Below are 25,551 nucleotides of genomic sequence, written 5' to 3' on the forward strand. Positions count from 1 at the left end.
TCAACTTGCTCGATGCTCGGATACTGTTCCTGCGAACATCGGGTTGTCAACCCCCCCGGCGAAGGGAACCACGGCCATGCGGAGCGGCGACGAGCCCGGCGGCCAGCCGCTCACCGAGCGCGGCGCCCGGACCAGGGAGCGCCTGCTCACCGCCGCGCGCGAGGTGTTCGAGGAGCGCGGCTTCCCGGAGACCCGCGTCGCGCACATCACCCGGCACGCCGGGGTGGCGTACGGGTCCTTCTACACCTACTTCCCGTCGAAGGAAGCGGTGTTCCTGGAGGTCGCCGACCGGCTGTTCGAGGACATGACGGGCCACAACCTCGTCCCGCTGGCCGGGCCGTCCCCGGCCGCGCGCATCCGCCGCGCCAACCGCGCCTACTACGAGGGCTACCGGCGCAACGCGAAGATGATGGCGATCATCGAGCAGGTCGCCACGTTCAACGAGGAGTTCCAGGAACTCCGGCGCAAGCACCGCGCCGCCTCGGTCGCGCGCTCGGCGAAGGCGATCTCGCGCTGGCAGCGCGAGGGGCTCGTCCCCGCCGACGTCGACCCTGAGATGACGGCCCGCGCGCTCGCCGCGATGGTCGACCATTCCCTGTACCTGTGGCTCGTCCAGGGCGATGATCCTCAGGGCACCGAGCGCCTCTTGGACACCCTCGACGCGCTCACCGTGCGCGCCCTCGGCCTGCCGTCCTGACGAAGGAGACCCGTGGAGATCGCCGACCGCTTCATGACCGCCATCACCTCCGGAGACGTCGACGCCCTCCGCGCGATCTACGCGCCGGACGCGCGGATCTGGCACAACGGAGGCCCGGGGGGCGGCTCCGAGCAGCCCGTGGACGACAACCTCCGCACGCTCGGCTGGCTGTCGCGCAACCTGCGCGACTTCCGCTACGAGGAGATCCGCCGCGACCCGCTGCCGGACGGCTACGTCCAGCGGCACGTCCTGCGCGGCAGCCTCCCGGACGGCACGCCGGTCGAGATGGCCGCGTGCCTGTTCGCCACCGTCTCCGGCGGCCGGATCGTCCGCATCGAGGAGTACGCCGACACCCGGGGCAGCGACCCGCTCCGCGACCTCGCCGCCGCCCAGCGCGCGGCCCGCGCGTGACCGCCGTGGCGGCCGCCCTCGCGGCGCGCCTGGGCGCGGAGATCAACGGCCTGCGCCGGCTGTCCGGCGGCGCCAGCCGCGAGACCTGGTCGTTCGACGCCGGCGACCGCGCGCTGATCCTGCGCCGCGACCCGCCGGGCTCCCCCGACCCCACCGCGATGGCCCGCGAGGCGGCCCTGCTGGCCTCGGCCGCCGCGGCCGGCGTCCCCGTCCCGGCCCTGGCCGACCACGGCGACGACCTGGCCGGCGCCCCCTTCCTCATCATGGAGCGCCTCCCCGGCGAGACGATCCCCCGCCGCCTCCTCCGCGACGACCGCTTCGCCGAAGTCCGTCCCGGTCTGGCCCGCGAACTGGGCGCGATCCTGGCGCGCCTCCACACGATGGCCCCCGTCCCGGACCTCCCCGACCTCGACCCCCTGGACGCCCTCGCCGAGCACTACGCGAACTTCGAGCCGCGCCCCGCCGTCGAACTGGCGCTCCGCTGGCTGGACGACAACCGTCCACCGTCCAACGACCGCCGGACGGTCGTCCACGGCGACTTCCGCAACGGCAACCTGATGATCGACGAGACCACCGTGCGCGGCGTCCTCGACTGGGAGCTGACCCACCTGGGCGACCCGGCCGAAGACCTGGGCTGGCTCTGCACGAAAGCCTGGCGCTTCAACTCCCCGCACCCGGTCGGAGGCTTCGGCCCCCGCGAAGACCTCCTAGAGGGCTACGCGTCCGCAGGCGGCACCCCGCCGACCCTGGAAGAACTCCACTGGTGGGAGGTCTACGGCACGCTCCGCTGGACGATCCTGTGCCGCCACCAGGCCGAGCGCTACCTGAACGGCTCGGACACGTCCATCGAGTACGCCGTCCTAGGCCGCAAGGTCTGCGAGCAGGAACACGACCTGCTCCTAGCACTGGGCCTGACCGAACCCACAACCGTCCAAGACCCCTTGGAAACGGCCCAGCCGACCGACACGCCCCCACACGACCGTCCCAACGCGCAGGCCCTGATCGACGCAGTAGGCGCCTTCCTCCTCCAGGCAGACCAACCCGACGACCGCCTACGCTTCCACGCCCGAGTAGCCGCCGCGGCCCTGGCGATAGCGCGCAGAGAACTCCTCCTAGGCGAGACCCACAAGAAGGCTCACGAGAACCGGCTGAGCGCCCTCGACTGCAAATCCGACCCGGACCTGGCAAGAGCCATCCGAGAGGGCGCCCTGGACGCCCGCATGGACGAGGTGACCGAGGCGGTAAGAGCCTCGATCATCGACAAACTGACAGTCGCCAACCCCCGCCACCTCGCCCTCCCCACCGCCTGACCGGCACCGGCGTCCCGGCGGTGGCGCGCGTCAGGTGAGGTGGTACTTCATGCCCATGTGGGACGGGCGGAAGCCCATCTTCTGGTAGAAGCGGATGGCGTCGGGGCGCTGGCGGTCGGTGGTGAGCTGGACGACGCGGCAGCCGCGGGCGCGGGCCTGGTCGATGGCCCAGTCGATCATGAGCTGGCCGACGCCGCGGCCGCGCTGCTCGGCGGCGACGCGGACGCCCTCGATCTGGGCGCGCTCGCCGCCGGTGTAGGTGAGGCCGGGGATGTAGGTGAGCTGGAGGGTGCCCGCGAGCTCGCCGTCGACCTCCGCGACGATCACCGCGTTGCCGGGGTCCTTCTCGATCGCGGCGAAGGCCCTGAAGTAGCCCTCCGGGATCTCCTCCCCCGGTGTTTCGCGGGTCGATCCAAGGGGATCGTCGGCGAGTAGCCGGACGATCTGCGGAAGATCGGCCACCGTCGCCTCGCGGAAGGTCACTTCTTGATCACGCTGCACACCTCACAGGTTATCCGGACGCTAAGTTGCAACGTTCGCGTATGTCTTGTAGTACTACGGGATGTAGTACTACGTTGAGTGGAGACCACCCCCGCCGAGGAGAACCCGCACGGTGGTCTCGTCGCGGCGCAGGGAGAAGCCAATGCACAGCAACGAGAACAACGAGAACGAGGAGCACTGGACCGACCACGCCATCTGTCGTGGAGCCGATCCGGACCTGTTCTTCCCGATCGGCTACTCGGCGTCGTTGCTCCAGGAGCAGCAGGACGCCGCCAAGGCGGTCTGCGCGAACTGCCCCGTGATCGCCGAGTGCCTCACCTGGGCGCTGAAGGTGGGCGAGCCCGACGGCATCTGGGGCGGGACGACCCCGGAGGAGCGCCGCTACCTGCGGCGGACCGCCGAGGCCCCGGCCCGCAAGCCCCTGCCCGTCATCGTGGTGCGCGGCGACGCGTCCGAGTCGGAGCACGCCTCCGCCGCCTAGGGGAGTAGGGCCACCTTGCCGACGACCCGGCGGTTCAGCAGGTCGTCCAGGACTTCGCCCGCCGACGCCAGCGGCGCCGTACGGGGCGGCACCGGGGTGAGGCCGCCCTTCGCGACCATGGCGAGGAGCTCGTCCAGGAGGGCGCGCTGGTCGAGCGGGTTCCGCATCGACCAGGCGCCCCAGTCGACGCCCACGACCGTCCGGTTGCGCAGCAGGACCTGGTTCAGCGGGAGGGACGGGATGTCCCCCGAAGCGAACCCGATCACGACATAGCGGCCCCGTTCGCGCAGCGAGCGCAGGGCGGGATCGGCGAGCGCGCCCCCGACCGGGTCGTAGACCACGTCCACTCCGCCGTCCGACCAGGCGCGGGCGGCCGTCTTGATGTCGCCGGTGGCGGCAACGGTCTCGTCCGCGCCCGCGTCGCGTGCGGCCTCCCGCTTGGACGGTGTCGACGCCGCCGCCAGGACGCGGGCGCCCAGCGCTTTCGCCACCTGGACCGCCGCCAGGCCCACGCCTCCGCCGGCGCCGAGGATCAGCACCGTCTCGCCTGCTCGGAGGGCCGCGCGGTCGCGGAGGGCGAAGAGGGCCGTGCTGTAGCTCTGGGTGAAGGTGGCGGCGCGGGGGAAGTCCAGCTCGTCCGGGATCGGGACGGCCGAGGCCGCGGGCACGGCCGCCTCCGCGGCGAACCCGCCGAGGCCGCACATCGCCAGGACGCGCTCGCCGGACGGGAGCGTCCCCGCGACCTCGCTGCCCGGGACGAACGGCAGCGGCGGCTTGATCTGGTACCGGCCCTGGACGAAGAGGGCGTCCACGTAGTTGACCCCCGCCGCCTCCACGGTGATGAGGACCTGGTCCGGCCCGGGGACGGGGGAGCCGGTCTCCGTGACGACGACCGAGCCGAGTTCTTCACAGATCGCTGCGCGCATCCGACCACTATGCCGGAAAGGCCGGGTGGCACCTTCCGGACGTCCCGGCCGTTGACGGTTCAGGGACGTCCAGACATACGGTGGCAGATATGAGCTATACCCCCGACCGGCAACGTTCCGATGAGCTGGCGAAGCACGGCGTCCGCGCGCTTTCGTCGCTGGTCCTGGTCGGCTCCGTGACCGCGGTGATGTGGGTGCTGGAGGCGCTCGACTACACGACGAACGGCTGGCTCGACCGGTTCGGGATCCAGCCGCGCGACGTCGACGACCTCCCGGACATCTTCACCGCGCCGTTCATGCACGCCGGCTTCGGCCACCTGATGGCCAACACGCTGCCGTTCCTCATCCTCGGGTTCATCGCGGCGGCGCGTGGCATCGGCAAGTTCCTGGTCGCCAGCCTGATCATCATCGTGGTCGGCGGGCTCGGCGTGTGGTTCCTCAGCTCCGCGAACACGCTCGGGTCCAGCATCCTGATCTTCGGGTTCTTCGGGTACCTGGTCGGCCGGGGGATCTTCGAGCGGCGGCTGCTCGACATCGGCATCGCCGTCGCCGTCGTCGCCGTCTACGGGACGATGATCCTCGGCGTGATCCCCGGCGACCCCGGCATCTCGTGGCAGGGCCACCTGTTCGGGCTGCTCGGCGGCGTCCTCGCCTCCTGGTTCCTGCGCCGGAACTAGTTCGGGCGGATCGTCACCTCGGAGACGACCGCGTCCCGGGGCGTCTCCATGGCCGACACCAGGACGCGGGCGACGGTGGCGGGGGCGGCGAAGTCGTCCTCGGCGTAGGGGTGGCCCTCCTGGGCGCGGACGCTGCGCTGCATCTCCGTGGCCGTCCGCCCGGGGTAGACGGTCGTGACGCGCAGGGACGTCTCCTCGGCGCGCAGCGAGTCGGCGAGTGCGCGCAGCCCGAACTTGCTGGCCGCGTACGCCGACCACTCGGGGTTCGCGCGCAGCCCGGCCGTGGAGTTCACGAAGACGACGTGGCCCTCGGCGGCGCGCAGCGCGGGCAGCAGCAGGCGGGTCAGCTCGGCCGCCGACACCAGGTTGACCGACAGGTGCTCCATCCACTCGTCGGCCTCAAGCCCGGCGACGGGCGACAGGTGCACCATGCCCGCCGCGTGGACGACGCCGTCCAGCCGCGCGGGGATCCCGGCCGCCGCGAGGGACGCCTCGATGCGGCGCGGCTCGGTGAGGTCGAGCGGGATCGTGGTGATGGACGTGCCGCGCGGCGGCGAGGTGACCGCGCCCGGGTTGATGACCTGGGTGGCGGCGTGCGCGCCGGTCCCCAGCGTCTTGGCCAGCGCGTCGAGGCGCTCGGGGGAGCGGCCGGTGAGGATCAGGTCGTGCCCGCGCTCGTGCAGCAGTTCGGCGACGGCCGTGCCGATGCCGCCCGTCGCCCCCGTGATCAGATACGTGCCCATGAAGTCCCATTCTGGTTGATCCCTACCCGGGTGGACGCCCGGGGCGGCCGGTTAGTTCGGACGCAGGACGCGGGTGACCCCGGCGATCAGGGCGGTGGCGAGCACCCAGCCCGTCGTGACGAGCCCGTACGCCACCCAGCGCGACCAGTTCACCGCGTCGTACGACAGCTGCTGCCCGAACGTGTCGAGCGGGATCAGCAGGTCCAGCGTATAGATCAGCGCGTGGAACGCGGGCAGTTCGTTGCCCGGCTTCACCGGACGGGGAGTCTCGATCGAGAACACCGTCGTGCCGAGGGCGAGCAGCGCCGCGAACCAGGCGAACGCGAGCCACGGCCGGTAGCCGAACCCGACCGTCCAGTCCAGGAGGTGGTTCCACGCCTTGCCCACCGGGTGGAGCCTGCGGCGGCGGGCGCGGAGCTTGGCGAGATGCACCTTGCGGGCGAGGTCGTCGTGGCCGATGCCGTGGTACCAGGCTGCGAGCTGCTCGTACGGCTGGAGGTGGAACTCCTTGTCGCGCGCCACCCAGCTCAGCCGGTCCTTGAACTGGGCGCCGCGCAGCGTCTGGTAGGTCATGCCGTTCAGGTACAGCTCGTCCGGCCAGACGGACGGATGGTCCTGGATCAGGTCGATCCTGGAGTGCGAGAGCGACACCCGGCCCTTGATCTTCCCCTCCGGCCACAGGAGCAGCTCGGCGGCCTGGATATGGCTGGCGTGCAGGGCCAGCCGGGCCGGGTCGGTGGAGTCGAGGCGCGCCTTGCTGAACGACAGGATGCCGTTGAAGCGGCCGCTGCGCAGCCGGACGGTGCCGTACGTCGTGAAGCCGTTGCTCAGCTCGGCGGTGTCCTCGACGACGATGTTCTGCAGGTCGAGGGCGATCCGGCCGGGGTTGCGCAGGACGGTCCGCTCCATGAACAGGCCGCCGTTCATCCGCGCCCCGACGAACCGGACCCCGCCGGTGATCTCGGCGTCCCGGATGAACGTGCCGACCTCGACGACGAGGCCGCCGCTGAAGATCGCCCACTGGGTGGGGTCCGTCGCGGTGATCCGGGTGCCGTTCATCCGCAGGCCGCCGCTGAGCTGCGCCCTCGGCAGCCGCACCGAGCCGTCGATCCGCGACCCGGACAGGCTCATGTAGCCGTCCGCGCGGAGGCCGCCGCCGTCGAAGCCCGGCATCCGGCAGTCGGCGAACCGAAGCTGCCGGGTCTCGGCGTTGGAGAAGTCCGGCTCCTCGACGAGCCGGCAGTTCTCCAGCCGGAGCTCGTGCTCGACGGTACCGCCCCGGACGTCGATCCGCCCGGTGATGTACGCGCCGCGCAGCCGGACGGCGGCGACCGCGCCCGCCTGGGACTCGCCGGCGCCGAGCAGCAGCCGGGTGATGGTCTTGCCGCGGACGATGCGGTTCGGGTCGGGCCCGGCGGGGAGGTCGTCGCCGAGGACGACGGTCGCGCCGGTCGGGAACGCGGCCCAGAGGCGCCGTTCCGCGTCGTTCAGTCCGGGAGGCTGGGGCACGGGACCTCTTTCTACGCGGCGATCCCCTCCGCGATCAACTTCGCGGAGGGGATCGTGCCGGAAACGGCCGGCAGACCGGCGCCCGGCTGGAACCGGAGGACCGGTGCCCGGCTGAAGCCGGAAGTCCGGCGTCCGGCTAGAAGAAGCCGCGGCGGCGTCCCGCGTCCTGGAGGAAGCCGTCGAGCTGCTGCTCCCAGTTGGTGTGCTCGACGCTCGCATAGTCGACGGTGAAGCGGCTGAACGCGTCGTGCCCCTCGGTGAACACGCCGCCGCGCTTGTCGAGCTCCAGCACGACCTCCATGGAGTGCGGGTTCGACACGAACGTCACTTCGAGCTGCTTGATGCCGCGCGCGTACTGGCCCGGCGGGTAGAACTCGATCTCCTGGTAGAACGGCAGCTCCTGGTGGACGCCCCAGATGCGGCCCTTCTCGCAGTCGGCGTTGCGGAACTGGAAGCCGAGGTTGGAGAAGGCCGCGAGGAGCCGCTCCTGCGCGGGGAGCGGGTGGACGGCGATCGGGTCGAGGTCGCCCGGGTCGAGCGCCCCCGCGACCTCCAGCTCGGTGGCGATCCCGACGGTGGTGCCGTGCAGGGGCCGCCCGTACATGTGGGTGAGCGGCGCCTCCCACGGGATGGGCATCTGGAACGGAACGCTGTGCCGGGCGCCCTCTTGCAGGCTGAACCCGCCGGCGACCGGCATCTTGGCGTACTCCAGGTTGGAGGTGTACTCGTTGTCGCCCGACTCGACCTCGACCCTGGTGCGCAGTGCGAGGTTCACCGACTTGATGTCGGAGTTGTACTGGCCGCCGATGATGGTGACCTCGCCGGTGACGACGCCGCCCGGCGTCGTGTTCGGGTCGTGCAGGATCGTTTCGATGGACGGGCCGCCGATGCCCATCGCCTGCCGGAGCTTCTTGAAGACCAAGACCGGTCCCTCCCGTTTTCGGAGCACTCCCCGCGCTCTGTCGTCCCATAGACGCTGTTACGGGACATTACGTTCCGGCAAAGCGTCCGTGACCTGCGAACCGCCAGGTTGTGTGGCCGTCTGCGGCCACACCCGGCGCCCGCCGGGCGGTGCCGCCGCTCAGTGCCCGCCGCCGGCGAGGTTCAGGCCGATGACGCCGAGGATGATGAGCGCCAGCGCGCCGATCTTGACGGCGGAGACCTGGTCGCCGAGGACGAGCATGCCGAGCGCGGCCGTCCCGACCGCGCCGATGCCCACCCAGACCGCGTAGGCGGTGCCGACGTCGAGGTTCTTCAGCGCCAGGCTGAGCAGGCCGAAGCTGGTGACGGCGAACACGAGGAAGCCGGCGGACGGCAGCGGTTCGGTGAAGCCCTTGCTGCCCTTCAGGCAGAGGGCCATGGCGACCTCGAAGAGGCCGGCGACGATGACGAGGATCCAGGCCATGATCGTGCTCCCGGTGCGAGACGACGGTGGTCACGCGTCGTCTTCGCATTCCGGGTACGGCGCACCTCGTCCGGGAGGGTTCGGGCCCTCGTCCGCGTCAACGGCCCGATACGGCGGGATGTTCCCGGTAGGAGCGGCCGAGGGCGCGGTACTCCCAGCCCGCCGCGCGCCACTGGGCGGCGTCGAGCGCGTGCCGTCCGTCCACGATCCGCCGGTTCCGGACGACCGCGGCCAGCGCCTCCGGGTCGACCTCCCGGAAGTCCGACCATTCGGTCAGCAGGACGACGACGTCCGCGTCCTGCGCGACCTCGAACGCGCTCTCGCCGTACCGCAGCTCGGGGAACGCGCGGCGGGCGTTGCCGAGCGCGGCCGGGTCGTAGACGCGGACGTCGCCGCCCAGGTCGTGCATCGTGTGCGCCACGTCCAGCGCGGGGGCGTCGCGGATGTCGTCGGAGTTCGGCTTGAACGCCGCGCCCCATGCGGCGATGCGCCGGCCGGCGAAGTCGCCGCCGAGCAGCTCCCGGACGAGGTCGACGGTGCGGGCCCGGCGGCGCCGGTTGATGTCGTCGACCTGGCGGAGGAACGACACGGCCTGGCCGACGCCGATCTCCTCGGCGCGGTGCGCGAACGCGCGGATGTCCTTCGGCAGGCAGCCGCCGCCGAAGCCGAGTCCGGGCTTGAGGAACTTGCCGCCGATCCGGTCGTCCAGCGCGAGCGAGTCGGCGAGGTCTTTGACGTCGGCGCCGACCGCCTCGCAGACCTCCGCCATCGCGTTGATGTAGGAGATCTTGGTGGCGAGGAAGGAGTTGGCGGCGACCTTGACCAACTCGGCGGTGGCGAGGTCGGTCCGCACTACCGGGGTGCCGAGGTCGAGGACGGGTTTGAACGCGGCGCGCAGCCGCTCGTCCGCCCAGTCGGAGGCGACGCCGAACACCAGCCGGTCCGGGCGCATCGTGTCGTCGACGGCGAAGCCCTCGCGCAGGAACTCGGGGTTCCAGGCCAGCTCGACGTCCGCGCCGGCGGGCGCCAGCCCCTGGAGGAGCCCGGTGAGCCGCGCGGCCGTCCCGACCGGCACCGTGGACTTGCCGACGACGAGGGCGCGGCGGCGCAGGTGCGGGGCGAGGGAGCGGACGGCGGCGTCGACGTAGGACAGGTCGGCGGCGTCCGAGCCGTCCTGCTGGGGCGTCCCCACGCACACGAAGTGGACGTCGCCGAAGGCGCCCGCCTCCTCGAACGAGGTGGTGAACCGGAGCCGGCCGGAGTCGAGCGCCTTGGTGAGCAGCTCCGGCAGTCCGGGCTCGAAGATGGGGACCTCGCCGGACGCCAGCCGGTCGATCTTGTCTTGGTCGACGTCCACGCCGAGGACCTCGTAGCCGAGCACGGCCATGCAGATGGCGTGCGTGGCGCCGAGGTAGCCGGTCCCGATGACGGTCAGTCGCGGGCTCCCGGGCTCCTCCTGGTTCATGCGCACCTCCTCGTGCCTCACGATGTTCACGCCCCCGCCCGATCTTCCCATCACCGTCCGGCGGCCCGGAGGAGGGTCCGGTGCGGGTCGCGCGGGACCGGCGCGACCTTGTGAGTTGCGTCACGCGAGGCGGCTGGACGTGATTCGATGTGCCGTGCACCCCCCGAATCCGACCGGTTTGTGTGGTTGCCACTGGTTACCAGCGGGTAGCATGATGTTGAGTTACTGACCAGTACGCAGCGGGGCCCCCGGCCGCCGCCGGAAACCAGACGGAGTCTCGAATGGGGCACTACAAGAGCAACCTCCGGGACCTGGAGTTCAACCTCTTCGAGGTGTTCAGGCGCCAGGACCTCCTCGGCAGCGGCCCGTACGCGGAACTGGACGAGGACACCGTGCGCAGCATCCTCGACGAGGTGAACCGGCTGGCCGAGGGGCCGATCGCCGACTCCTTCGAGGACGCCGACCGCCACCCGCCGAAGTTCGACCCGGCCACCGGCGCCGTCGAGATGCCCGAGAGCTTCAAGAAGTCGTACAAGGCGTGGATGGACGCCGAGTGGTACCGCCTCGACCTCATCCCCGAGCTGGGCGGCACCGGCGCGCCCCGCTCCCTGACGTGGGCGGTCTCCGAGCAGGTGCTGGGCGCCAACCCCGCCGTCTACATGTTCTCCTCCGGCCCCGGCTTCGCCCAGATCCTCTGGCACATCGGCACGCCCGAGCAGAAGAAGTTCGCCGAGCTGGCCCTTGAGCGGCAGTGGGGCGCCACGATGGTGCTGACCGAGCCGGACGCGGGCTCCGACGTCGGCGCCGGGCGCGCCAAGGCCGTCGAGCAGCCGGACGGCACCTGGCACATCGAGGGCGTCAAGCGCTTCATCACCTCGGCCGAGCACGACATGTCCGAGAACATCTTCCACCTGGTGCTGGCTCGCCCTGAGGGCGCCGGCCCCGGCACCAAGGGCCTGTCGATGTTCCTCGTGCCGAAGTACCTGGTGGACGTCGAGACCGGCGAACTGGGCGAGCGCAACGGCGCCTACGTCACCAACGTCGAGAAGAAGATGGGCCTCAAGGTCTCCACGACCTGCGAGCTGACCTTCGGCGAGAAGCACCCCGCCGTCGGCTACCTGGTCGGCGACGTGCACCAGGGCATCAAGCAGATGTTCCTCGTCATCGAGTACGCCCGGATGATGGTCGGCACCAAGGCCATCGCGACGCTGTCGACCGGCTACCTGAACGCGCTGGAGTACGCCAAGGAGCGCGTCCAGGGCGCCGACATGACGCAGATGACGGACAAGGCCGCGCCGCGCGTCACGATCACCCACCACCCGGACGTCCGGCGCAGTCTCATGACGCAGAAGGCGTACGCCGAGGGCATGCGCGCGCTCGTGCTGCTCACCGCGTCCTACCAGGACACCGTGCAGATCGCCGAGTACGAGGGCCGTCGCGACGAGCAGGCCGAGAAGATCAACGACCTGCTGCTGCCGATCGTGAAGGGCTTCGGATCCGAGCGGGCGTACGCGCTGCTCGGCGCCGAGTCGCTGCAGACCCTCGGCGGGTCCGGCTTCCTGCAGGACTACCCGATCGAGCAGTACATCCGCGACTCCAAGATCGACACGCTGTACGAGGGCACCACCGCGATCCAGGGCCAGGACCTGTTCTTCCGCAAGATCCTGCGGGACAACGGCGAGACCCTCAAGATCCTCGCCGGCGAGATCCAGGCGTTCGCCGAGTCCGAGGCCGGCAACGGCCGGCTGAAGAACGAGCGGGCGCTGCTCGGCCGCGCGCTGGCGGACGTCCAGGGCATCATCACCCCGATGATCGGGTGGGCGCTCGGCTCGATGGAGGACCCGAAGCAGCTCTACAAGATCGGGCTCAACTCGTCCCGGCTGCTGCTCGGCCTCGGCGACCTCGTCGTCGGCTGGCTGCTGCTCCGCCAGGCCGAGGTGGCGCTGGCCGCGCTCGGCGGCGGCGACGTCTCCGACTCCGACAAGACGTTCTACAACGGCAAGGTCGCGGCCGCGCAGTTCTTCTGCCAGACCGTCCTGCCGCGCCTGGCGTCCGACCGGGCCGTCACCGAGGCCACCACCCTGGACGTGATGGAGCTGCCCGAAGAGGCGTTCTGACTCTCTGACGCGGGCCCCCGCCGGACTCCCGGCGGGGGCCCTGCTCCATCCCGGACCTGGAGATCGGAACCTGCCTGCACCGAGGAGCAGGGCCGGAGCCGCCGCGGCCGGTCAGGGTGCGGGCGCCTCAGGGAGGGCCCCGGAGGAAAATCTTCCGAAATGGAGACAGTGAGGGTTCCCGGCGTGCGCGACAGTGATCTGCCAGCCGGTCCGCCGCCGTCCGCACGGTGGCTGCTGACCGGGTTCTGGGTTTGTGCGGCCTCGCATCTGCTGCTGGTGGCCGCGGACCTCGGGCCATGGGACGCGCTGACCAAAGCGATGCTGCTGCCGCTGCTGGCCGCGTGGGCGGCTGCCCGCGGCGGGTCCCGGGGGCTGCTGGCGGCATTGCTGCTGTCCTGGGGCGGAGACGTGCTGCTGTCCATCGACGGGCTGTTCATCCCCGGGATGGTGTCGTTCGGTGCCGCGCACGCCTGCTACATCGGCTGTTTCGTCCGCCGGGGCGCACTGCGCAGGCTGCAGCGCCTTCCGCTGATCCCGCTGCTGTACGGGCTGGGCTGGGCCGCGGGCATCGCGGTGATCTGGCCCGGCCTCGGCTCGATGGGGCCGCCGGTAGCGGCCTACTCGCTGCTGCTGCTCGTCAGTGCGCTGACGGCGCGGGGCTTCAGCGTCCGGGCGGGGACGGGCGGGCTGCTGTTCCTGCTCTCGGACTCCCTCATCGGCGTCGACCTCAGCGACCTGCCCCGGCTGCCGCTGCACGGCGTGATCGTCATGGCCACCTACCTGGCCGCGCAGTACCTACTGACCTCAGCCCTCCTGAACAAGCCACGCCACACCCCGGGACCCCCACGTTGACCTGCGGCGTGTTGTTGTTATCCGGCCTGCCATAACAACAACACGCCGCAGATCAACGAGGGGAGTGCCGAGCCGCGGACCTTGCGGACGTCCAGGTGCCGTCCGCGCGGCGGGTGGACGGCCGGGGGCGGCGCGCATGGGGATCGGGCATGGGGTGGTGACGCGGGCGGGGCAGGGGCAGAGCGGCGCGGGAGTTGCCGGGCCAGATCGGCGGCCGACTTGGCTTCGACCAGCCGGTCCGGCAGGAGCGCCCAGAGTGAACCGCTGAAATCGCCGTACCAGATGCAGATCCCCGGGAAGGCGCGCTGTAGGTCGTCGAGGGCCTGGTCGATGTCGAGGTCAAGCTCCAGACGTCCCACTGGACGCACGGACATCGGTGGCATGGGCGCTGAGCGGGATTGCGGCGGCCCGTCATGCCGCGCCTCGGGTGGGTAGGTCATCGCGATACCTCCGGCCGCGCTACCAGGTGGACGGGAACATGCGGTGCTTGAGGGCGGCGTCGACCTGGTCGGCGGCGCGCTTGGTGTCGCCGCATGGGGAGAGGTAGCCGTGGCGTCCGCGCCCGGCCTCGTAGTAGGCCCAGCCGCCGCCAGGCGTGGCGTTGACCGTGACGGCCACGCGGACGTGGTCGTCCGGGCTGAACGCGAAGACCCACAGCACTGGCGGACGAGTGGGGAATTCGTCCGCCTGGTAGAGCTTGACGAAGCGATAGCTCTTGGCCTGGACGGCGACGGCGAGCAGATCGAGATTGCGGATGGCGGTGGAGCGTCCCAGCCGGGTCCGCCACCGCAGCAGGTGACGGCCCGCCTCGACGTTCAGCGGGCGCAGCGAGCCCATGTGATCTTTCCTTCCTCGTTGAGCGGGCGGACGCCCCAGTCGTGGACGAGTTGCTCCATGAGCAGCAGGCCGCGCCCGCTCTCGGCGTCGTCGTCCTCGCCTTGGACGATGGGGAGGGCGCTGCTCTGGTCCCAGACCTCGATGACGGTGAGCGGCTCGTGCACGTCCGGGAAGACGCGCACGACGATGTGCCCGATGCCGACGTGCTTGTAGCTGTTGGTAACCAGCTCGGTAACCACGAGCCGCCCGACGAAGTCGTCGGTGTGCCCCAGGTCGCGGAACCGGTCGGTGAGGTAACGGCGCGCTTTCGCGGGTGCCTCATCAGATGGATCGAGGACGAGCGGCGCCGGCTCCTCGGGCGCGAGCAGTACTGCTGGCATCGGTGAACCCTCCAGCCTGGACGGAGGCTGATCTCGAACCGGGCCAACCCACCAAACCGGAAGAACCCGCCGCTATCACCCTGTGTTATCGAACGAACACCATCAGGCCACGCGCAGGATTACGATGCTTGTGAAGCGGTCGACTACTAACAAAAGAGAAACAAGAGCTGTCACTCCTGCTGACAACCCTCCGTCGCTCCCCGAAGGTCGCCATGACGATGTACAACAGGGTCCAGCCCGAGTTCCTGAGCTTCGGAGCAGAGGTGAAGCGCCTCCGAAAGGCTGCGGGCTTCAGTCAGCAGACCCTCGCTGACCTGGTCAACGTGACTCGCAGTTACATCGCGCAGGTTGAGTCCGGCCGGACGCGCTGCCGTCGAGAGTTCGCCGTCCGGCTCGATCGTGCCCTCAAGTCCGGCACGACCCTCGTCGAGGTCTGGGACGAGCTACTAGAATCAATCAAGTCCGACAAGTACCCCGAGTTCTTCGCCAACTTCCCGAAGGCTGAGCAGTCGGCGGATATGCTCCGTTCCTACGAGGACAGGGTGGTCTATGGACTCTTGCAGAACGAGGCTTACGCTCGCGTCCTCCTGAACGACGAGGAGGCGGTTAAGAGCAGGATAAAGCGGCAGGAGATCCTATACCGCAATCCTCCGCCCAGCATAATAGCCGTCATGGATGAGACGGTTCTATATCGGGAGGTCGGAGGAAAGGTGGTGATGAGAGAGCAACTCGAAAGACTCCTCGAACTCTCTGAGATGGAGAATGTCAGCGTTCAGGTGGCACCGGTTCGCTACATCCGGAACGTCTGGGCAACCTTCACGATCGCTACACTCCCCGATCAGCGTCAGGTGGTCTACACGGCCAAAGCCTATGGTGGTGAGACTTCGACAAGTCCGCCTCATGTGGCATTCGTCAACAAGGCTATGGCAACACTCCAGGCTGAGGCGCTGAATGTGAGAGATACGCGAGAACTCATACGAAAGGTGATTAAAGAAAGATGGACTTGAGTAACGCAAAGTGGCGCAAGTCGTCCCGCAGCAATGAGTCGGGAGACAATTGCGTCGAAATTGCCGGGGGTGTTTCTGTTATCGCGCTCCGTGACAGCAAGGACCCGAGCGGCCCTAAGATATTCGTAAGTTGTGGCGAGTTTCGGCACTTTGTCGAGTTGCTGAAGAGTTTGTAAGGGCGGTTCTCCTCTGCTGGCGAAAGCAATGAAAGCGATGGCTTTGAGTAGGGCAGTATGGTGCAAGGCTGCTCGTAGCAATAACTCAGGGGATGCTTGTGGCGAGGTCGCCGATATGTCGAATGTTGTGGCGCTTCGCGACAGCAAGGACCCTGACGGCCCCATCCTCTTGGTGAGTCGCGCCGACTTTGGCCACTTGGCTCAGACGCTCAAGAACACCTGACAGACATAGCGCGACGGATGACAGGTGATGCGCTTGGACGGGAGCGGCTGGCGCACGATGGCCGTGCGTCAAATCGAAGCTCGTCACCCGCGAACATGATGTCATCCCCGGAGTGGACATCTGCGGGGCGCGGGCGGGAGTCGAAGAGGCCGCCCCAACCTGCCGGAGTCAGGCCGCTGCGCATGTTCTTGTGCACGGCGGTCAGGTGGTCAGGCGGCGGCGGATGCTGCAGAGGACCAGGCGGGCCGGGCGGGTGAGCATGAGGAGACCCGTTAGGACGGCGAAGATCGCGAGCACGGTGCCGAAGAGCCACGCGTCCTTGGACCCGAGTGCCAGGACCAGCGCCAGGGCGATGCCGGGCCGGGACGCATGCTGTCGGCGACGAACCTGAAGGAGGTCGACGAAGCGGACCCTGCGGTTCATCGGCTGTGGGTGATGTTGGTGCAGGTCCCGGTAGGGCGTCGGCTGGCTGCTGCTCCGCCAGGCCGAGGTCGCCCTGACCGCCCTCGGCGGCGGCGACGTGTCCGACTTCCGACAAGGCGTTCTACAACGGCAAGGTCGCGGCCACGCAGTTCTTCTGCCAGACGGTGCTCCCGCGCCTCGCCTCCGACCGCGCCATCACCGAGTTCACCCCCTGGACGCAATGGACCTGCCGGAAAAAGCGTTCTGACCTTCTGACACAGGCCCCCGCCGGACTCCCGGCGCTGCGTTGACCTGCGGCGTGTTGTTGTTATGAGCCGCCGGATAACAACAACACGCCGCAGGTCAACGACGCGGTGGCCCGGTCGAGGTTCGTCCGCGACAGGCCGCAGTTGGGAAAAGCGTGGCGGTCGCGCCTGAGCCGATCACCGCCCGGCGCTCGCGCGTATGGCGGGGGCTGGCGGCGTTCACTAAGATCGGCCGCGTCCCTCGCCCGTTTCCCCCGTCGGATGGCCGATGCGTGCTTCGCCCCTCGCCGTCTCTCTCGTTGGCCTTCTCCTCGCCGCTGGTTGTGCTGACAGCGGCCGGGCCGAGAGAGTCGCTCCGCCGACCGTCACGGTGGGTGGTGATCCGAGCCCTGCCGCGCAGAGCGCCGGGGCGTACTCCAAGGAGGGCTGGTTCGGCGGCGCGGACGGCCTGCACGCGCGGGTGGACGTCAGGAGCGTCGAACGCCAGGCGGCCAAGGCCGTGCTCCGGTACAGCGTGACGTCGCTGGACTCGGCCGCCAAGTCGGTGCCGTTCGAGATCGCGCTGGTCGATCCGGTCGGGCGCAGGCTCTACAAGCCGACCGGGACGACGAGCGGCTCCGGCTTCACGCCGGGGGCCGTGCGGGAGATGGCCGCCGAGTACCCGCCGATTCCGGCGAGCGTCCAGAAGGTCACGCTGATCACGCCGGGGACGGCGGGGGAGTTCACCGGCATCCCGGTGACCAGCGGGAACTCGTCCAGCCCGAGCGCCGCTCCGACCACGTCCGCGCCGCCCACCTCGCCGTCGTCGAGGCCGTCGGTCGGCGCTGAGCCGTCCGTGGGGGCCGAGCCCTTTGGACGTTCCACTCCACTGTCGCCGTCGCCGTCCGCTTCCGCCTCGCCCTCTCCTTCGGCAGGCGCCGGGGCGAATCCCGTGGATTTGTACGACATCGTCGAGGGCGAGACGAAGGACGTGACGTCCAGCCAGTCGGAGGTCACCGTCAACCTGCGTTCCGACGTGCTGTTCGACACCGACTCCGCGAAGCTGTCGGACCGCGCGAAGGCCCTGCTGGACGAGGCCGCGCAGCAGATCAAGGCGAAAGCCGCGCGCTCGCTGACGTTCGAGGGGTACACCGACAGCAACGGCACCGACTCGCACAACCTGGAGTTGTCCGGGAAGCGCGCCCAGGCCGTCATGAAGGAGATGAAGACCCGGCTCGGCGACGGCTTCACCTACACCGCGCGGGGCAGGGGCGAGGCGGAGCCGGTCGCCAGGGAGGGCGGCTCGGACGACGCCGCGGCGCGTGCCCGCAACCGCCGAGTCGAGATCTCGTACCAGGTCAAGCAGACCAGCACGTCCAGTCCCGCAGGCGCCGCCGCCCCGCCCGCCGCGTTCCACGCCGAGGACGGCACCAAGGTGGCGAGCCGCTACGGCCGCTTCGGCGCGGCCAAACGGCGCATCGACGTCAAGCCCTTCTACCGGGACGGCGCCTACATCGTCGCCGTGTTCGACATCGTGAACGAGGGCCCCGGAACCACGCCGCCGGACGCGTCCTACCCGCACAGGGACTACCCGGGAGGCGTGTTCAACGCGTTCTCCATCCAGGCCCCCGGCGGCAAGGACGTCTACCGCGCCGTCCGCGTCGGCCCCGGGACGCCGGGCGGCACCAGCCGCTACGTCGATCCCGGAGGCGCCGTCTTCCGCACCGGCGTGAACCAGCCCGTCCGGGGCTTCGTCTACATGCCCGCGCCGCCGGGCAACGTCACGTCCGTCGTCTTCGACGCCGGCCCCTTCGGCAAGGTCGACAAGGTGCCCGTCAAATAGACCGCGGTTCCGTGGGGCCGGCCTGGGCCGCCCCCACGGACCGGTCGTCAGCCCCAGGCGAGCATGCGGATGGGGTCCTCCAGCATGTCGCCGACGTCGCGCAGGACGCGGGAGCCCAGTTCCCCGTCCACGATGCGATGGTCGAACGACAGGGCGAGCGTGGTGACCTTGCGGATCGCCAGTTCGCCTTCATGAACCCACGGCATGTCCCGGATCTGGCCGAACGCCAGGATCGCGGCCTCGCCCGGCGTGAGGATCGGGGTCCCGGTGTCCACGCCGAAGACCCCCACGTTGGTGATGGAAATCGTCCCGTTGGAGAGGTCCGCGGGGGACGCCTTGCCCGCGCGCGCCTTCTCCGCCAGCTCGTTCAGCGCGCGCGCGAGGCCGGGCAGGTCGAGGGCTTGCGCGTCCTTCACCTTCGGCACGATGAGGCCGCGTTCGGTGGCCGCGGCTATGCCCAGGTTCACGTAGCGCTTGACGACGATTTCCGCGCCGTCCGGACCGTCCTCCCACGTGGAGTTCACCATCGGGTGGCGCCGGACGGCGGTGAGCAGCGCGCGCGCCACCAGCAGTAGCGGCGACACCTTCACGTCCGCGAACTCGGGCAGTTCGCGGAGCCGCTTGACGGTGTCCATGGTGCGGGTGACGTCCACCTGGAGGAACTCGGTGACGTGCGGGGCCGTGAACGCCGAACCGGACATCGCCGCCGCCGTGGCCTTGCGGACACCCTTGACCGGCACCCGCTCCTCGCGGGGGCCCGCCTGCACGGGCACGGGCGCCTGGGACGGCGCGTGCTGCGCGGCGAGGATGTCGTCCCGCGTGATCGAGCCCTGCGGGCCGGACCCCGTGATCGCGGCGAGGTCGACGCCGAGGTCCTTCGCCATCTTCCGGACGGGCGGCTTGGCCAGCGGCAACCCGTTGTCCACAGGCTGTGGACGAGGCGCCGGCGGCTGCACGGCGGGGGCCGGCTGCACGGCGGGCGCGGGCGGTGCGGCGGGGGCGGGCGGTGCGGCGGGGGCGGGCGGTGCGGCGCCGTCGGCCGACCTGCGCGGCCGGCGTTTCGTCGCCGCCTCCTTGACCCCGTACCCGACCAGCACGGGCTGCCGCTTCGGCGGCTCCTGCGCCGTGGCCGCGCCCGGCTCGTTCGCGGTCGGCACGCCCTCCTCGCGCAGCGCGGCCGCCTGCGCCGGAGGCTCCGACACCGGCGTCGCCACGCCGCCCCCGCCCCCGGCGTCCACCGAGATGATCGGCACGCCGACGTCGACGGTCTGCCCCTCGGTGACCAGCAGTTCGGTCACCACACCGTCGAACGGGCAGGGCAGTTCCACGATCGCCTTCGCCGTCTCGATCTCGACGATGGTCTGCCCGTCCTCGACGGTGTCGCCGGGCTGGACGTGCCATTTGACGATCTCTGCCTCGGTGAGGCCCTCGCCCACGTCCGGCAGCTTGAACAGTTTCGGCTGGCTCACCGGGTCACCACGCGAAGGTACGGTCGACCGCGTCCAGGATGCGGTCGAGGTCGGGCAGATAGTGGTCCTCGATGCGGGACGGCGGGTACGGGGTGGAGAACCCGCCGACGCGCAGCACCGGCGACTCCAGCCGGTAGAAGCACCGCTCGGTGATCCGCGCGGCCAGCTCGGCGCCGAACCCGCCGAACACCGGCGCCTCGTGCACGACCACGCAGCGTCCCGTCCGGTTCACCGACTCCGTCACGGCGCCGATGTCGAGCGGGTTGAGCGAGCGCAGGTCGACGACCTCCACCGACCGCCCCTCCTCGGCCGCCGCGGCGGCCGCCTCCAGGCACGTCTTCACCGACGGCCCGTACGCCAGCAGCGTCACGTGCTCGCCCGGCCGGACGACCCTGGCCGTGTGCAGCGGCGTCCAGTCCGTCCCGTCGGTGTCGACGTCGGCCTTGTCCCAGTACCGGCGCTTCGGCTCGAAGAAGATCACCGGGTCGGGGGACGCGATCGACTGCTGGATCATCGAGAACGCGTCCACCGGGTTCGAGCACGTCACCACGCGCAGTCCGGCCGTGTGCGTGAAGTACGCCTCGGGCGACTCCGAGTGGTGCTCCACCGCGCCGATGCCGCCGCCGCACGGGATCCGGACGACGACCGGCAGCGACAGCTTGCCCAGCGACCGCATCCGCATCTTCGCGAGCTGCGTGATGATCTGGTCGGCGGCCGGGAACACGAACCCGTCGAACTGGATCTCGACCACGGGGCGGTACCCCCGGAGCGCGAGACCGATCGCCGTCCCCACGATGCCCGACTCGGCGAGCGGCGTGTCGATGACGCGCTCCTCGCCGAAGTCCTTCTGCAGGCCGTCCGTGATCCGGAAGACGCCGCCGAGCTTGCCGACGTCCTCGCCCATGACGAGGACCTTCGGGTCGTTCTCCATGGCCTTGCGCAGACCTTCGTTCAGCGCCTTGCCGAGGGTCAGGGTGGTCACTTCGACTCCTCCTCGAACGACGCGAGGTAGGCCGCGAACTGCTCCTGCTCCTCCGTCATCAGCGGATGCCGCTCCGCGTACACCTCGTCGAACATCGACAGCGGCTCCGGGTCGGGCATCGCCCGGCAGCCCTCGCGCAGCTCCTTGGCCAGCCGCCCGGCCTCGTCCTCGACCTTCTCGAAGAACCCCGCGTCCGCCAGGTCGTTCCGCACCAGGTACGCCTTGACGCGCTCGATCGGGTCCTTGAGCTTCCACGCCTCCTCTTCGGCCTTCAGCCGGTACCGCGTGGGATCGTCGGTCGTCGTGTGGGCGCCCATCCGGTACGTGTACGCCTCGACGAGCGTCGGGCCCTGCCCCGTCCGCGCGTTCTCCAGCGCCTTCCTCGTGACCGCCAGACACGCGAACACGTCGTTCCCGTCCACCCGCAGGCCCGGGAACCCGAACCCCTGCGCCCTCTTGTAGAGCGGGATCCGCGACTGCTTCTCCAGCGGCTCCGAGATCGCCCACTGGTTGTTCTGGCAGAAGAAAACGATCGGCGCGTTGAAGACCGAGGCGAACACGAACGACTCGTTCACGTCGCCCTGCGAGGTCGCGCCGTCCCCGAAGTAGGCGATCGTGGCGCCCGCCGACGGCGTGCCCAGCACCCCGTCCCGCTGGATGCCCATCGCGTACCCGGCCGCGTGCAGCGTCTGGCTGCCGATCACGATGGTGTACAGGTGGAACCCGTGCTCGGCGGGATCCCACCCGCCGTGGTTGACACCCCGGAACAGCCCGAGCAGCTTCAGCGGCTCCACGTCCCTGCACCACGCGACGCCATGCTCGCGGTAGGTCGGGAACACCATGTCGTGCTCGGACAGCGCCCGCCCGGAACCGATCTGGGCGGCCTCCTGCCCCAGCAGCGACGCCCACAGGCCGAGCTCGCCCTGCCGGGTCAGCGCCACGGCCTCCAGGTCGATCCGCCGCACGATCACCAGATCGCGGTACAGGTCGCGCACGTCCTCGGCGCTGAGGTCCAGGGGGTAGTCGGGATGCTCGACGCGCTCCCCCTCGGGGGTGAGCAGCTGGACGAGCTCGGGCTCGGCGAGCTGCGGGGTGTCGGGCGCGCCGCGCACGGAGTCGATCGTCATCGATGACACTCCTCGTTCGGGGCCGGAACCACGGGATCGCCGCGCCGCCGGCCGATGTCAACGGCCACCGCCCCCGGTAAGGGACAAAAGCCGCAATGCCATCGTGGCAGACATCACACCCTGCGATGCAAGTCCCGCCACCGTGATCCCTACCCCAGTCCCGCCCCCTGACCCAAACACGCCGCAGCCCACCCCCGAACCGTCCCGCCCTGGCATCATCGACAGGTGCGTTACACGAGGGTCATCCCACCAGTAGCCCTCCTGGCAACCCTGACCGCCTGCACCCACGACACCCCGTCCTTCAACCCGACCCCCCACCCCACCCGCCCCGGCCAGGCAGTCGTGATCGCCGGCTCCCCGGGTCTGAACAAAGACCCCAGGGATGGCGAGTTCGCGCTCCGGAGCAGCGCCTACGGCGGGGGAGGTCTCGCTGTGTCACGCGATGGGACGGTCTACTACCGCGTCTACCACGGCGAAGATGGGCGCATAGTGCAGTTGGGCAAGGACGGGCGCATCCAGTTGAACGCCGTCGATATCGCCCCGGACCAGTTGCTCGTCCAAGGCGGCGATCTGTGGCTGCTCGCGGCGAAGTCCGGCATGGCGATCACGAAGGTTTCGCTGGCCGACTGGAAGCAGACGCCGATCGTCGACTGGACGACGCGGGCGGCGGGCAAGGGGATCAAGGTGACCGGTGCGTCCGGTGATCCGATCGGTGACGGTGAGAAAAGCGGGCTTTACTCGGACTGGGCCGGCGCGAGGCTCTTCTCGCGCGCGGACGGCACTCCGATCGTCGTTTCCAGCGCGGGAAGAATGTTCGAGGCGCTGGGGCCCGAGAGACTCCGCGAGTGGTCACCGCCGGGCTACGCCAAGGCGCTCTCCGGGCTGACGAACGGCAAAGGGCTCCGACCGGAGGACGCCGTCACCGATGAGAACGGCCAGTCGACTCTGCTAGGGAAAGCCGGTCTCGTCTACATTCCGCGAACCGGGCGCGCTCGCTATGTTCGGTTTCCCGCATCGACGGCCGCGTTGCCTCCGTGGTCCGCGTTGGTCACAACCGGGCAGGGAGATGTGCTGCTCCTGGGAGGGACGACGGCAACGCGGCGCACGCCGCGTCCGACGATCGTCCGCGCCGACGGCCGGATGGAGCGCTTGTCGTGGGGCGGCTTCAAGTGGTGCCCAGGCGCCGCAGGCGGCCTCGCCGCCATCGCCTCCGCCCTCCCCGCCGGCGCCGTCCGGCAGCAGAATGGCACCATTCTGTTGAACGACCGGAGGTGCGGGCAGGTGTACGCTTTCAACCTCCCCGCGCGGCTGGACGGCGTTTCCTTCGAGGACTAACTGCCGGGCGGCCGGTTCTGGTTGATGGCGTTCTCGATATTTCGGATCAATCGCGTTCCGTCCATGACGTCTGAGTGCGGTGTTGCGGGGCGGAAATGATGTTCCTTTGTCCAGTGAATGACAATGCCTCTCTGGGCGTCGGTCAGTGCGTCCAGTCTGAGTAGTGCATCGATCTCCTTGTTGCCGGTGTGGCCGTCATTGGCCAAGGCGTATCCGCGAGCGAGGTCGATGTAGAGTTGGTCTCCGTAGGTCGAGTCATGTGCCTGGATTTGGCCCATGTTCTTTTCGAAGTCCTTGTGCTTTACATTTTCCAGGGCCATGTCAGTGCCGATACTGTAGGCGTCCGTCACGCCCGGAATCTTGCCGACCGGACTCAAACCGATGCCTGCACCGACGAGATTCCGCAGGCTGGCCAGACGCTTCTGGGAGTCCTCGAACTCCTTCTGGGTGAGTTTCTCCGTATTGCTTCTCTCGACCAGATAGGCGGCGATGAGACTGCCCTCGAGGTAACCGGCCTTGTCGGCGGCTCCTTCGAGGTCGTGATGTGGTAGCGCCCATGCGAACAGCCGCTGACGGTAGAGGCGGGTGTCGAGCGCGAGTTGGGCCCACGCTCTGTCATCGTCGGCGAGCGTGCGCAAGAAGGACTGGATCTCTTGGCCGCTGAGGTCCGCGTGCGCGTGGCCGGTCACCGGGTCGACGCCGGTGAGGCCGGTATCGCTAACGGCGACGTCTCCTGTGGTGAGCACTGGAATGTGCATACGGATCATACCGAGGAGTCCGGTGCGCAGTCCGGGGCCCAGTTCGGCGGCATAGTGCCTGCTCCGGTTCATCCAGGCCGGGCCCATGTCGGCTCGCGGGATGAGATCGAACCAGGGAATCAGGTCTGGGAGGGTATCCTTCTTGAGGAACTTATCAGTTTTCTCTCTTCCCTTCTCGTTCCACCAGGCCACCGCTTTGATGATTTCTGCCGCATTGGTCGCTGCTTCCTTGTCGTGCCCCTTCTCCGGGGCCGTGGCCAGTTGGATCACCGAACCTGCGATCGTTCCTCCGTCCGGCCAGTCCGGGGCCGTGAGCAGCGAGGCATAGGTAGTTCCGTTGCCGCGGCTGAGCCATATCAAGGGGTCCGCTTTGTCCGCGTCCTTTATCGTGAACGCGTCATCGAGCTGGCCGGCGGCGAGAGTTCTGGCTGCGGTGAGATCTTTCTGCTGGGCTATGCGGCCAAGGACGTTGAGGGCGGGGTCGTACTCCTTCAAGGGCTTGAGGTCCACCTCTCCGGTGTAAGGATCGTTGAAGCCCCAAGTCGTCCACCAGGTTCCCTCCGGCTGGTTGAGTACCTTGTAGTGGGGTTCGCCGCGTCCTGCGCTCGTGGTCTCTGTGATCTTGTATGACGGGTGTTTCTGGCGCCAAAGGAGGGCGGCTTTGCCTAGGTCGGCAAGGATGGCGCTGCTCCATTTGACGTTGGGGGCGCTCAGCTTGACCAGGAGGGCTTGGCCGGGCATGTCTGTGCCTGCGGGGCCTAGGGCCTTGGCGGCTATGCCTTCGGTTTCCTTCTTGCGGGATAAGGCTGCTAGGGCGGTGCCCAGGTCGCCTACGGTTTTCTTGTCTTCGGGGGTCAGGCCGCTGGTGTGGTGTAACTGGTGGAGGCGGTAGGGGAGTTTTCCGGCGGAGCCGGGTGGGATGTTGGAGAAGAACGCTCCCAGGTACGCGGTGTTCTTGCTGTTCTCGCGGAGGGTGCGGGCTATCTCGGACATGAGGGCCGGGGTGGCGGCGCCCGGGTGGGCGGTGTGCTTCTGCCAGGCGCGGGCCTGGAGGCGGGCCAGGTCCGTCATTTCCTTGGAGCCGTAGCGTTCCAGGTCGGGGACCTGGATCACCGGGCCCTGGATCAGGGGGACGGGGCTCACCTCGGTTTCGGCCAGGGCGTACATGATGCGGGTGCGCATGCGGGACGCCTGGGTGCGGCACCAGGCGGCGGCGTTGTCGCAGGACGTGGTGCTCGGGATGTCCGGGTAGGCGAGGGCCAGGTGGCCGCGGATCATCTTGCCGCGGTGGGGGAGGTCGGCGGCGGCGCGGTTCAGGGCCGTTTCCAGGCGTTCCAGGGCGGACGGGGAGACGGACGCGACGCCGGGCTTGCCGGTGGCCGGGGCGACGCGGGGGATCTCGGGCGGGTCCAGCGCCAGGGGGACCTGGTTGAAGCGGACGACCGTGCGCTCCACGTCCAGCATCAGGCGGTTCAGCGACCGGTTGTGGCCTTGCAGGTCGGTGGTGAACGCGGCGGCGGAGCCGCCCTGCCAGGTCTGCGGGCCCATCTGGCGGGTCACTTCGGACATCGCCGTGGAAACCGCCTGCAGTTCGGCGTGCACGGCGCGTGCGTCGATCTTGAGGGCCATGACCCGCCTCCTTTCGCCCTGTGACCGGTAATGAAAGGAAGGCG

27 protein-coding genes, 1 pseudogene and 1 riboswitch are annotated in these 25,551 nt (G+C 69.5%); of the genes and pseudogenes, 13 read left to right on the top strand and 15 right to left on the bottom strand.

Annotated features, from left to right (window positions below):
• The first annotated feature begins 76 nt into the window (after positions 1 to 76).
• The 3 genes from ACA511_RS04425 to ACA511_RS04435 are packed head-to-tail and all read left to right on the top strand — an operon-like array spanning position 77 to position 2,418.
• The gene (locus ACA511_RS04425) at positions 77 to 697 is read left to right on the top strand and encodes a TetR/AcrR family transcriptional regulator (RefSeq protein WP_375022739.1); all 621 of its coding nucleotides are present in this window, start codon (positions 77 to 79) and stop codon (positions 695 to 697) included.
• Between the two features lie 12 nt (positions 698 to 709).
• Positions 710 to 1,108 (top strand): nuclear transport factor 2 family protein, encoded by a 399-nt coding sequence (locus tag ACA511_RS04430; RefSeq protein WP_375022740.1) that lies wholly within the window; start codon positions 710 to 712, stop codon positions 1,106 to 1,108.
• On the top strand, positions 1,105 to 2,418 hold the full coding sequence (locus ACA511_RS04435; RefSeq protein WP_375022741.1) for a phosphotransferase: 1,314 nt from the start codon (positions 1,105 to 1,107) through the stop codon (positions 2,416 to 2,418). The genes ACA511_RS04430 and ACA511_RS04435 overlap by 4 nt, the downstream gene beginning before the upstream one ends.
• Positions 2,419 to 2,448: 30 nt before the next feature.
• On the opposite strand, the gene ACA511_RS04440 is transcribed toward ACA511_RS04435, so the two are convergent.
• On the bottom strand, positions 2,449 to 2,901 hold the full coding sequence (locus ACA511_RS04440; RefSeq protein WP_375024678.1) for a GNAT family N-acetyltransferase: 453 nt from the start codon (positions 2,899 to 2,901) through the stop codon (positions 2,449 to 2,451).
• 160 nt (positions 2,902 to 3,061) lie between these two features.
• Here ACA511_RS04440 and ACA511_RS04445 point away from each other — a divergent pair, with 160 nt between their 5' ends.
• A complete protein-coding gene (locus ACA511_RS04445; protein ID WP_375022742.1) occupies positions 3,062 to 3,400 on the top strand; it encodes a WhiB family transcriptional regulator in 339 nt (112 codons plus the stop codon).
• On the opposite strand, the gene ACA511_RS04450 is transcribed toward ACA511_RS04445, so the two are convergent.
• A complete protein-coding gene (locus ACA511_RS04450) occupies positions 3,397 to 4,326 on the bottom strand; it encodes an NADPH:quinone oxidoreductase family protein (RefSeq protein WP_375022743.1) in 930 nt (309 codons plus the stop codon). The genes ACA511_RS04445 and ACA511_RS04450 overlap by 4 nt on opposite strands.
• An 89-nt stretch (positions 4,327 to 4,415) precedes the next feature.
• Here ACA511_RS04450 and ACA511_RS04455 point away from each other — a divergent pair, with 89 nt between their 5' ends.
• Complete coding sequence (locus tag ACA511_RS04455; RefSeq protein ID WP_375022744.1) at positions 4,416 to 5,003, top strand: rhomboid family intramembrane serine protease; 588 nt, start codon at positions 4,416 to 4,418, stop codon at positions 5,001 to 5,003.
• Here the strand turns inward: ACA511_RS04455 and ACA511_RS04460 are convergent.
• The 5 genes from ACA511_RS04460 to ACA511_RS04480 form a co-directional block, all read right to left on the bottom strand.
• Complete coding sequence (locus ACA511_RS04460; protein ID WP_375022745.1) at positions 5,000 to 5,746, bottom strand: SDR family oxidoreductase; 747 nt, start codon at positions 5,744 to 5,746, stop codon at positions 5,000 to 5,002. The genes ACA511_RS04455 and ACA511_RS04460 overlap by 4 nt on opposite strands.
• 51 nt (positions 5,747 to 5,797) lie before the next feature.
• Positions 5,798 to 7,255 (bottom strand): hypothetical protein, encoded by a 1,458-nt coding sequence (locus ACA511_RS04465; protein WP_375022746.1) that lies wholly within the window; start codon positions 7,253 to 7,255, stop codon positions 5,798 to 5,800.
• 136 nt (positions 7,256 to 7,391) lie between these two features.
• Positions 7,392 to 8,177 (bottom strand): sporulation protein, encoded by a 786-nt coding sequence (locus ACA511_RS04470; RefSeq protein ID WP_375022747.1) that lies wholly within the window; start codon positions 8,175 to 8,177, stop codon positions 7,392 to 7,394.
• Positions 8,178 to 8,336: 159 nt separating this feature from the next.
• Positions 8,337 to 8,660: a DMT family transporter gene (locus tag ACA511_RS04475; RefSeq protein ID WP_375022748.1), complete on the bottom strand. Its 324-nt coding sequence runs from the start codon at positions 8,658 to 8,660 to the stop codon at positions 8,337 to 8,339.
• Between the two features lie 31 nt (positions 8,661 to 8,691).
• Positions 8,692 to 8,753: riboswitch (guanidine-III (ykkC-III) riboswitch) on the bottom strand.
• Positions 8,754 to 8,757: 4 nt separating this feature from the next.
• Positions 8,758 to 10,125, bottom strand: a complete 1,368-nt coding sequence (locus ACA511_RS04480) for a UDP-glucose dehydrogenase family protein (protein ID WP_375022749.1) — start codon at positions 10,123 to 10,125, stop codon at positions 8,758 to 8,760.
• 281 nt (positions 10,126 to 10,406) lie between these two features.
• Between ACA511_RS04480 and ACA511_RS04485 the strand changes: the two genes are divergently transcribed.
• Positions 10,407 to 12,242 (top strand): acyl-CoA dehydrogenase, encoded by a 1,836-nt coding sequence (locus ACA511_RS04485; protein ID WP_375022750.1) that lies wholly within the window; start codon positions 10,407 to 10,409, stop codon positions 12,240 to 12,242.
• 183 nt (positions 12,243 to 12,425) lie between these two features.
• Complete coding sequence (locus ACA511_RS04490; protein ID WP_375022751.1) at positions 12,426 to 13,094, top strand: lysoplasmalogenase; 669 nt, start codon at positions 12,426 to 12,428, stop codon at positions 13,092 to 13,094.
• Between the two features lie 17 nt (positions 13,095 to 13,111).
• Here ACA511_RS04490 and ACA511_RS04495 read toward each other — a convergent pair whose 3' ends face one another.
• From ACA511_RS04495 to ACA511_RS04505, 3 genes are read right to left on the bottom strand one after another with little or no spacing between them, the layout of a single operon-like run.
• Entirely contained in the window at positions 13,112 to 13,534 is a 423-nt protein-coding gene (locus ACA511_RS04495) for a hypothetical protein (RefSeq protein ID WP_375022752.1), read from the bottom strand.
• 19 nt (positions 13,535 to 13,553) lie between these two features.
• A complete protein-coding gene (locus ACA511_RS04500; RefSeq protein WP_375022753.1) occupies positions 13,554 to 13,931 on the bottom strand; it encodes a hypothetical protein in 378 nt (125 codons plus the stop codon).
• Positions 13,910 to 14,311, bottom strand: coding sequence for an ATP-binding protein (locus ACA511_RS04505; RefSeq protein WP_375022755.1), 402 nt, complete (start codon positions 14,309 to 14,311; stop codon positions 13,910 to 13,912). The genes ACA511_RS04500 and ACA511_RS04505 overlap by 22 nt, the downstream gene beginning before the upstream one ends.
• A 212-nt stretch (positions 14,312 to 14,523) precedes the next feature.
• Here ACA511_RS04505 and ACA511_RS04510 point away from each other — a divergent pair, with 212 nt between their 5' ends.
• The 3 genes from ACA511_RS04510 to ACA511_RS04520 are packed head-to-tail and all read left to right on the top strand — an operon-like array spanning position 14,524 to position 15,717.
• The gene (locus ACA511_RS04510; protein ID WP_375022756.1) at positions 14,524 to 15,318 is read left to right on the top strand and encodes a helix-turn-helix domain-containing protein; all 795 of its coding nucleotides are present in this window, start codon (positions 14,524 to 14,526) and stop codon (positions 15,316 to 15,318) included.
• Positions 15,309 to 15,494, top strand: coding sequence for a DUF397 domain-containing protein (locus ACA511_RS04515; RefSeq protein ID WP_375022757.1), 186 nt, complete (start codon positions 15,309 to 15,311; stop codon positions 15,492 to 15,494). The genes ACA511_RS04510 and ACA511_RS04515 overlap by 10 nt, the downstream gene beginning before the upstream one ends.
• Before the next feature lie 37 nt (positions 15,495 to 15,531).
• Positions 15,532 to 15,717 carry a DUF397 domain-containing protein gene (locus tag ACA511_RS04520; protein WP_375024679.1) on the top strand — a complete coding sequence of 62 codons (186 nt, stop codon included), beginning with the start codon at positions 15,532 to 15,534 and terminating at the stop codon, positions 15,715 to 15,717.
• Between the two features lie 201 nt (positions 15,718 to 15,918).
• Here ACA511_RS04520 and ACA511_RS04525 read toward each other — a convergent pair whose 3' ends face one another.
• A complete protein-coding gene (locus ACA511_RS04525) occupies positions 15,919 to 16,140 on the bottom strand; it encodes a hypothetical protein (protein WP_375022758.1) in 222 nt (73 codons plus the stop codon).
• A 146-nt stretch (positions 16,141 to 16,286) separates the two neighbouring features.
• Here ACA511_RS04525 and ACA511_RS04530 point away from each other — a divergent pair.
• A pseudogene (locus ACA511_RS04530) lies at positions 16,287 to 16,430 on the top strand (hypothetical protein); the annotation flags it as partial.
• A 325-nt stretch (positions 16,431 to 16,755) separates the two neighbouring features.
• A complete protein-coding gene (locus tag ACA511_RS04535; protein WP_375022759.1) occupies positions 16,756 to 18,207 on the top strand; it encodes an OmpA family protein in 1,452 nt (483 codons plus the stop codon).
• Positions 18,208 to 18,254: 47 nt separating this feature from the next.
• Here the strand turns inward: ACA511_RS04535 and ACA511_RS04540 are convergent, their stop codons facing one another.
• From ACA511_RS04540 to pdhA, 3 genes are read right to left on the bottom strand one after another with little or no spacing between them, the layout of a single operon-like run.
• Positions 18,255 to 19,676 (bottom strand): dihydrolipoamide acetyltransferase family protein, encoded by a 1,422-nt coding sequence (locus ACA511_RS04540; RefSeq protein WP_375022760.1) that lies wholly within the window; start codon positions 19,674 to 19,676, stop codon positions 18,255 to 18,257.
• Positions 19,677 to 19,680: 4 nt separating this feature from the next.
• Positions 19,681 to 20,658 carry an alpha-ketoacid dehydrogenase subunit beta gene (locus ACA511_RS04545; RefSeq protein ID WP_375022761.1) on the bottom strand — a complete coding sequence of 326 codons (978 nt, stop codon included), beginning with the start codon at positions 20,656 to 20,658 and terminating at the stop codon, positions 19,681 to 19,683.
• Positions 20,655 to 21,785 (bottom strand): pyruvate dehydrogenase (acetyl-transferring) E1 component subunit alpha, encoded by a 1,131-nt coding sequence (pdhA, locus tag ACA511_RS04550; RefSeq protein WP_375022762.1) that lies wholly within the window; start codon positions 21,783 to 21,785, stop codon positions 20,655 to 20,657. The genes ACA511_RS04545 and pdhA overlap by 4 nt, the downstream gene beginning before the upstream one ends.
• A 225-nt stretch (positions 21,786 to 22,010) precedes the next feature.
• Here pdhA and ACA511_RS04555 point away from each other — a divergent pair, with 225 nt between their 5' ends.
• Positions 22,011 to 23,120, top strand: a complete 1,110-nt coding sequence (locus ACA511_RS04555; RefSeq protein WP_375022763.1) for a hypothetical protein — start codon at positions 22,011 to 22,013, stop codon at positions 23,118 to 23,120.
• Here the strand turns inward: ACA511_RS04555 and ACA511_RS04560 are convergent.
• A complete protein-coding gene (locus ACA511_RS04560) occupies positions 23,117 to 25,507 on the bottom strand; it encodes a hypothetical protein (protein ID WP_375022764.1) in 2,391 nt (796 codons plus the stop codon). The genes ACA511_RS04555 and ACA511_RS04560 overlap by 4 nt on opposite strands.
• Positions 25,508 to 25,551: the final 44 nt, after the last annotated feature.

This window comes from Actinomadura sp. GTD37 (assembly GCF_041951365.1).
Classification (GTDB): Bacteria; Actinomycetota; Actinomycetes; order Streptosporangiales; family Streptosporangiaceae; genus Spirillospora.

Excerpts from the sequence above, each read along its gene's own strand:
- ACA511_RS04425 (WP_375022739.1), top strand. The coding sequence starts at position 77 with ATGCGGAGCGGCGACGAGCCCGGCGGCCAGCCGCTCACCGAGCGCGGC.
- ACA511_RS04445 (WP_375022742.1), top strand. The coding sequence starts at position 3,062 with ATGCACAGCAACGAGAACAACGAGAACGAGGAGCACTGGACCGACCAC.
- ACA511_RS04450 (WP_375022743.1), bottom strand. The coding sequence starts at position 4,326 with ATGCGCGCAGCGATCTGTGAAGAACTCGGCTCGGTCGTCGTCACGGAG.
- ACA511_RS04455 (WP_375022744.1), top strand. The coding sequence starts at position 4,416 with ATGAGCTATACCCCCGACCGGCAACGTTCCGATGAGCTGGCGAAGCAC.
- ACA511_RS04460 (WP_375022745.1), bottom strand. The coding sequence starts at position 5,746 with ATGGGCACGTATCTGATCACGGGGGCGACGGGCGGCATCGGCACGGCC.
- ACA511_RS04475 (WP_375022748.1), bottom strand. The coding sequence starts at position 8,660 with ATGGCCTGGATCCTCGTCATCGTCGCCGGCCTCTTCGAGGTCGCCATG.
- ACA511_RS04480 (WP_375022749.1), bottom strand. The coding sequence starts at position 10,125 with ATGAACCAGGAGGAGCCCGGGAGCCCGCGACTGACCGTCATCGGGACC.
- ACA511_RS04485 (WP_375022750.1), top strand. The coding sequence starts at position 10,407 with ATGGGGCACTACAAGAGCAACCTCCGGGACCTGGAGTTCAACCTCTTC.
- ACA511_RS04495 (WP_375022752.1), bottom strand. The coding sequence starts at position 13,534 with ATGACCTACCCACCCGAGGCGCGGCATGACGGGCCGCCGCAATCCCGC.
- ACA511_RS04500 (WP_375022753.1), bottom strand. The coding sequence starts at position 13,931 with ATGGGCTCGCTGCGCCCGCTGAACGTCGAGGCGGGCCGTCACCTGCTG.
- ACA511_RS04505 (WP_375022755.1), bottom strand. The coding sequence starts at position 14,311 with ATGCCAGCAGTACTGCTCGCGCCCGAGGAGCCGGCGCCGCTCGTCCTC.
- ACA511_RS04510 (WP_375022756.1), top strand. The coding sequence starts at position 14,524 with ATGACGATGTACAACAGGGTCCAGCCCGAGTTCCTGAGCTTCGGAGCA.
- ACA511_RS04515 (WP_375022757.1), top strand. The coding sequence starts at position 15,309 with ATGGACTTGAGTAACGCAAAGTGGCGCAAGTCGTCCCGCAGCAATGAG.
- ACA511_RS04520 (WP_375024679.1), top strand. The coding sequence starts at position 15,532 with ATGGCTTTGAGTAGGGCAGTATGGTGCAAGGCTGCTCGTAGCAATAAC.
- ACA511_RS04525 (WP_375022758.1), bottom strand. The coding sequence starts at position 16,140 with ATGAACCGCAGGGTCCGCTTCGTCGACCTCCTTCAGGTTCGTCGCCGA.
- pdhA (WP_375022762.1), bottom strand. The coding sequence starts at position 21,785 with ATGACGATCGACTCCGTGCGCGGCGCGCCCGACACCCCGCAGCTCGCC.
- ACA511_RS04560 (WP_375022764.1), bottom strand. The coding sequence starts at position 25,507 with ATGGCCCTCAAGATCGACGCACGCGCCGTGCACGCCGAACTGCAGGCG.